This window comes from Corallococcus llansteffanensis (assembly GCF_003612055.1).
Lineage (GTDB): Bacteria > Myxococcota > Myxococcia > Myxococcales > Myxococcaceae > Corallococcus > Corallococcus llansteffanensis.
The window spans coordinates 1-6,260 of sequence record NZ_RAWB01000578.1 but is presented as its reverse complement, the minus strand read 5'-3'; the positions used below and the strand labels follow the sequence as shown (position 1 = coordinate 6,260).

Sequence of the window (6,260 nt, the reverse complement as noted above, 5' to 3'; positions counted from 1 at the left end):
CCCCAGTGCACGGTGACGACGCCCTCGTGCTCCCACGCCTCCCAGTAGCGCAGGGTGTCGCCGTCCTTCTTGTAGAGCTTCAGCACGTGCGTGGCCTCATGCGCGCGGACTCTAGCGCCAGGACCGCGGCGTGCGGCCCTAGAAGGCGCGGCCCTGGCCGCCATCCACGGGCAGGGTGGAGCCGGTGACCCACTTCGCCCGCTCCGAGGCCAGGAAGGCGACCACGTCCGCCACCTCCTCCGGCGTGCCGAAGCGGCCCCAGGGAATCTGTTCGCGCACCACGCGGGCCACCGCCTCGGGGTCCAGCTGCTGGCGTTTGTCCCAGCTCCCCCCGGGGAAGAAGATGGAGCCGGGGGCGACGGCGTTGACGCGGATGCGGTGGGGGGCCAGGTCCACCGCCATCTCCTTGGTCAGCGCGATGAGGCCCGCCTTGGCGGCGCTGTAGGGCGCGCTGGTGGCGTACTCGCGGCCGTAGATGGAGCTCAGGTGGATGATGCTGCCGCCCCCCGTGGCGCGCATCAGGGGCACCGCGCGCTGGCTGCACCACACGGCGGACATCAGGTTGCGCTGGATGACGTTCGCCCACTGCTCGGAGCTGGCCGCGTCGAAGGCGCCCGCGCCGCCGCTGCCGCCCACGTTGTTCACCAGGATGTCCACCGACCCGAAGGCGTGCACCGCCGCGTCCACCGCCGCGTAGGCCCCCTGGGGGGTCGCCACGTCCGCCACCACCGTGGCCACCTGCGCGCCCTCGGAGCGCAGCGTCTTCGCGACGACCTCCAGCGGCTCCAGGTGACGCGCGCACACGCACACCCGCGCGCCCTCGCGCGAGAGCGCCATGGCGATGGCCCGCCCGATGCCCCGGCTGCTGCCGGTGACGAGCGCCGTTTTTCCCGTGATTCCGAGTTCCATGCGGCCCCTTCTAGCGCCGCCGTGGGGCCGGTGGGGCAGGGGATTTGGAGGCGGTCGACCTCCGGACGGAAGCGGGGCCTAGAGGCGCTCGAAGACGTCCAGGCGGTAGGTGCCCTCCATCTCGCCGCGCAGGTGGCGCAGGCCCCGGCGGGTGAGCCGGTGGAAGGCGTCGTGGACGTCGTGGCCGTTGAGGCGCATGTCGCGCGTCTGGCCGGTCCAGTGGACGAGGAGCAGGTGCCCGCCGGGCTCCAGGTGTTCGAGGATGCGCTGCTGTGCGCGCGCCAGCTCCGGGGCGCTCCAGTAGCAGGCGCGTTCGGACAGCAGGGTGAGGTCGAAGGTCGCGTCGGGGTAGGCGTCCGGCACGGACAGCTGCTGGAAGCGCACGTGGGTCAGGTGGCGGCAGCGGTGGATGGCGCGCGCCTGGTCGCGGGGGGAGGTGTCCACGCAGAGCAGGGCGTCACAGCGCGCCTGGAGCTTCTCGGTGAGGCCGCCGATGCCGCCTCCAATTTCGAGGGCGGAGCGATAGCGCGCGCGAGGCAGTGCATCCATCGTGACGGTGTCCCGGCTGCGCACGCAGCCGAGCGCGTCGAAGCGCCACGGATCATCGGCCTCCGGGGATGAAGGGACGGTGCACGGGTCGACGAGGGGGGCGGACGGAGAAGGTGTCATCCTGGGGCTCCGGGGATCGCGAACTCCAAGGATGCGATAGTGATGCGCCCGCAACATCCCGTCCGATGGGGCCCGTTGCAGTGTTGGCCGTGCACACCGGATCAATGCTCCATTGACTGGAAGACGGCTCGGGACCTGGGGGCAGGCCCGGCGTCAGCGGGAGGACGCGGGGCTCAGGGGCCGGTCCAGGAATCCGGTTGGCAGGACCACGGCCAGTCCTTCTTGCGACGGTCGCAGTGGTAGCCCTCCGCGCACGGGTTGGATCCGTTCGGATCGCAGGCTTGAACGCAGTGATAGCGGTCGCAGACCTGGCCCTCCGCGCAGGTCGGATTCGCGAGGGAGCAGCGCACGACACATTCCATCCAGACCTTGCCGGGGAACCGCGAGTCCGGGAGCACCTCGCACTTCTGTCCGTCGGGGCAGGGCGTCTCCACGCAGTTCGTGCCGTAGACCTCCGCGCAGACGGAGGTTTCTTCCTCGAAGGGGACGCAGGTCTGGCCCTGGGGACATCCGCGCGCTTCGCAGGTGGGAAGACAGGAGGGCTTGGGCTTCACGTCCGCGCAGAAGAAGCCCTCCGCGCAGGTGCCAGGGTCGCCAGGAGCGCAGGGGCGGGCGCAGTAACCGTAACCCCAGGTGCCAGCGCACTGAAGGTCCGCGGTACAGGATGCTTCCCGATCCAGGGGAAGTTTCAGGCAATGCTCCCCCTCCTGCCGTGGGCCAATGGGCGCGCAGAGTCTGACCTCGGCTCTCCCGTTGGTGGTGGACAGCGTGCTGCAACGTTGGCCTACGAGGCACTGCTGGTCGGTCATGCAGGCGCTGTCCGTGCAGTACTTCCCGTGACGGCCGTCGAAGAAACAACCGAGAGGCTGCTCGCAGTCGGCCTGCCTCAAGCAGCGTTGGTGGTAGGTCAGCAGTTGCGCGCGCGCCTCGTTGCTGAGGATCGGAATCACGCCGTCCTGGACCGGTACCTCCCGGAAGCTCCAGAGGATGAAGACCGTCGGAGCAATGAGCACGATGCACGCGAACAGGCCCATGGGCGTGTGCCAGTGGCGCATCATGGGCAGGCCTCAAGACATTCCGCGCTCGGGTCGCCTTCATCGACGCAATAGCGTTCGTAGACCTCCGTGGAACAGGGTTCCTTCGGCACCTGCTCCACCGCATCCCGATGCGCGGCGCGGTCCACCAGTCCCCCTCGCCGGTGCGCCTCCGGGCACGCGGTCGCGCAGCCCAGCACCAACAGCCACATCCCCACGGAGTGCGCGCGGCCCTGGCCCATGACGGCCCAGGCTAACCGTCACCTGGGCCCGTCAATCATCGCCCCGTGGGGCACCCCACTGTCACCCCGCCTGGAAGCGGGCTTCCGCGGGGCGCTCGCCGCCGGTGCGCTTCACGCCGTGGTCGCCATTGGCGGACAGGTGCTCCAGCAGCTTGAACACCGTCTCCGCCTCGTCCGGCGCGCCGATGTCCTGGGCCAGTTGATCCGCCGAGCGCGCCTCCGCCTTCGCCGCCTGCAACTTCGCCAGCAGCTTGCCCTGCAACTCCAGCACGCGGCCCGCGGCCTTCTTGCCCGCCTCCACGCCCGGCTGGTGATAGGCATTGACGTTCACGAGGCTGGCGTAGAAGCCCACCGCCCGCTCGTACAAGGCAATCAATGCGCCCACCGTGCGCGCGCTCACGTCCTTCACCGTGAGCGTCATCGACTCGCGGCCCTTCTCGAACAGCGCCCGGCGCGTGCCCAGCAGGAAGCCCAGCAGGTAGTCGCCGCTGGTGTTGTCGCCCTCCACCGCCATCGACTGGCCGTCGCGGTCCTTCAGCACCTCCACGAAGGTGGCGAAGAAGTTGTTCACACCCTCGCGCAATTGCTGCACGTACGCGTGCTGATCCGTGGAGCCCTTGTTGCCGTAGACCGCGAGGCCCTGGTTCACCACCTTGCCGTCCAGGGACAGCTCCTTGCCCAGCGACTCCATCACGAGCTGCTGGAGGTACTTGGACATCAGCATCAGCCGGTCCTTGTACGGCAGGATGACCATGTCCTTGGCGCCCTTGCCGCCGCCCGCGTGGAACCACATCAGCGCCAGCAGCGCCGCCGGGTTCTTCACCACGTCGTGCACGCGCGTCGCCGCGTCCATGTCCTTCGCGCCCGCGAGGAAGCCGTCCACGTCCAGCCCCTGCAACCGCGCCGGCACCAGCCCCACCGCCGACATGAGGGACGTGCGCCCGCCAACCCAGTCCCACATCGGGAAGGTGCGCAGCCAGTGGTGCCCCTTCGCGTACTGATCCAACTCGCTGCCGTCACCCGTCACGGCCACCGCGTGCGCGCCGAAGTCCAGCCCGCGCTGCTGGTAGGCGCGCTCCGTCTCCAGCATGCCGTTGCGCGTCTCCTTGGTGCCGCCCGACTTGCTGATGACCACCGTGAGCGTCTCCGCGAGCCGCTCCCCCAGGGCCCCCAGCGTCCGGTCCATGCCGTCCGGATCCGTGTTGTCCAGGAAGTGCACCTGCAGCGGGTCCCGGTGCGAGCCCAGCGCGTCCGCGACGAGCTGCGGCCCCAGCGCGGAGCCGCCAATGCCCACCAGCAGCAGCTGCGTGAACTTCGCCGCCTTCGCGGGCTTCACCTTGCCCGCGTGCACGTCCCGGGCGAAGGCGGCCACCTGGGCCTGCATGTCGGTGATGGCCGTCTTGAGCCCGGCCTCGGGCGCCAGCTCCGGCGCGCGCAGCCAGTAGTGGCCCACGCGGCGGTTCTCGTCCGGGTTCGCGATGGCGCCCTTCTCCAGCGCGTCCATGGCCTGGAACGCCGCGTCCATGCGCGAGCGCATCCCGTCCAGGAAGTCCGCGCCGAAGTTCATGCGGGAGATGTCCAGCGTGAGCCCCACCGAGGGGACGACGCACAGGTGCCGCTGGTACCGCTCCCACAACTCGCGCTCCGTCATGACCCGACTCCTTGCCTGGGAGGGGCGCCCGCCTTCTTGCCGCACGGGGACCCTGGAAACCGTCGCGGCGCACCGTAGCAAGGCCCGCACGGCGTGACGGCAGGGATGTCGTGGCCCGCGTTGCCTGGACGTCGCTTCAGCCAGGCCTTCTGTCGTCCAGGAGGCCCGGCGCTCACGGCGACGGGTGCGCGGCCTCCACTGGCGGCGGGGCTTCCGGCGCCTGCGCTGTCTTCGGCTTCCAGGCCGGGTTGCGGAAGACGTAGCCCAGCCGCTGCCCCAGCGGGCCGGGCCGGGCCACGTCCCGCGCGATGGCGGCGAACTCGTGGAACGCGATGCGCACCGGGTTGTACGTGGAGAGGTTCTTCGTCAACCCGTAGACGGGCCGCTCGACCTCCGGGGTGAAGGTGCCGAAGAGCCGGTCCCAGATGATGAGGATGCCCGCGTAGTTCGTGTCCAGGTAGACGGCGTTGGACGCGTGGTGCGCGCGGTGGTGCGACGGCGTGTTGAAGAGCCACTCCACCGGACGCGGCAGACGATGGATGGCCTCCGTGTGGATCCAGTACTGGTACAGCAGGCTCACCGCCTGCTGGGTGACGATCATCTCCGGGGAGAAGCCCAGCAGCGCGAGCGGCACCCAGAACACCCAGCCCGTCATCGGCGTCCACGTCTGGCGCACCGCCGTGGACAGGTTGTAGTGCTGGCTGGAGTGGTGCACCACGTGCGACGCCCAGAACAGGCGGCTCTCGTGGTGAACGCGGTGGAAGGCGTAGTAGCAGAGGTCTTCCAGGAAGAAGAGCAGCACCCACGCCCAGGGCCCGGAGCCCATGCGCAGCGGCGTCAGGTGGTAGAGCCCCGCGTAGCCCGCGAATGCCACGACCTTCCAGCCCACGCCCACCGCCACGCTCCCCAGCCCCATGGAGATGCTGGCCAGCGTGTCCTTCCAGGTGTGGCCCTTCAGCGTGACGCCTGCCTCGGCTCGCTGCCGCTTCACCCACAGGGCCTCGGCGATGATCGTGATGACGAACACCGGGATGGCCGGGGTGATGAGGTCGGGGATGTGAGACATGTCCATGGAAGACCTCCTGCGTGCTTGCGGCTCAGGCTTTGGGGGCGAAGGAGACGCGCAGGAAGCGCGCCAGGGTGTCCAGCATGCGGCGGTGCGCGGGGTCCGTCGGGCGGGCCGTGCCGCCCACCGCCGCGCCCTGTACGGCGTCCAGCGCCAGCTCCACCACGTCGTCGAAGTCCGCGTGCGTGGCGGCCACGTCCGGGAACAGCTCGCGCGCCACGCGGTGCAGGTTCTTGCGGTGCGGCCCGTCCACCGCCGCCAGCGCCTTCTGCAGCTCCGGGTCGGTGCGTGCGGCGACGTACAGCTCGATGGCGGCCTGCAGCTCCGGCCGCTGGTACGCGGCCCACAGCATGTCCACCACCGCCTCCACCCGGTCCTTCCCGGACGGCCGCGCTCCCACGCCCGCCAGGAAGTCCTGGATGATGCGCGGGAAGAGGTGCTCCACCGCCACCGCGAGCAGCTCCTCCTTCGTGTCGAAGTGCGTGAAGAGCGCCCCCTGCGACACCCCCGCCCGCTTCGCCACCTCCACCGTCGTCAGCCGCGCGTAGCCCTGCTCCACCAGCGCCTCCAGGGTCGCGTCCAGCAGCTTGCGCCGCGTCGTCTCCCGGCGCTCCGCCTGCGTGCGGCGCACCGCCAGCGCGACGGGCGCGGCCAGCTTCGGGGCGGCGGCCCTGGGCGCGGACCTGGGG

General features: G+C 70.3%; 6 protein-coding genes. All 6 read right to left on the bottom strand.

Translation table 11 applies throughout. The features are described from left to right. Positions 1 to 138: 138 nt before the first annotated feature. The 6 genes from D7V93_RS35565 to D7V93_RS35535 all read right to left on the bottom strand — a co-directional run bounded on the left by D7V93_RS35565 (position 139) and on the right by D7V93_RS35535 (position 6,226). Positions 139 to 909: an SDR family NAD(P)-dependent oxidoreductase gene (locus D7V93_RS35565; RefSeq protein WP_120647588.1), complete on the bottom strand. Its 771-nt coding sequence runs from the start codon at positions 907 to 909 to the stop codon at positions 139 to 141. A gap of 78 nt (positions 910 to 987) precedes the next feature. Beyond that, positions 988 to 1,578, bottom strand: coding sequence for a class I SAM-dependent methyltransferase (locus D7V93_RS35560; RefSeq protein ID WP_120647587.1), 591 nt, complete (start codon positions 1,576 to 1,578; stop codon positions 988 to 990). Positions 1,579 to 1,751: 173 nt separating this feature from the next. Next, positions 1,752 to 2,636, bottom strand: coding sequence for a hypothetical protein (locus tag D7V93_RS35555; RefSeq protein WP_244237699.1), 885 nt, complete (start codon positions 2,634 to 2,636; stop codon positions 1,752 to 1,754). A gap of 279 nt (positions 2,637 to 2,915) precedes the next feature. After that, positions 2,916 to 4,505 (bottom strand): glucose-6-phosphate isomerase, encoded by a 1,590-nt coding sequence (locus tag D7V93_RS35545; RefSeq protein ID WP_120647585.1) that lies wholly within the window; start codon positions 4,503 to 4,505, stop codon positions 2,916 to 2,918. Positions 4,506 to 4,677: 172 nt separating this feature from the next. After that, on the bottom strand, positions 4,678 to 5,577 hold the full coding sequence (locus D7V93_RS35540; RefSeq protein WP_120647584.1) for a sterol desaturase family protein: 900 nt from the start codon (positions 5,575 to 5,577) through the stop codon (positions 4,678 to 4,680). Between the two features lie 25 nt (positions 5,578 to 5,602). Next, positions 5,603 to 6,226 (bottom strand): TetR/AcrR family transcriptional regulator, encoded by a 624-nt coding sequence (locus D7V93_RS35535; RefSeq protein WP_120647589.1) that lies wholly within the window; start codon positions 6,224 to 6,226, stop codon positions 5,603 to 5,605. Between the last annotated feature and the right edge of the window lie 34 nt (positions 6,227 to 6,260).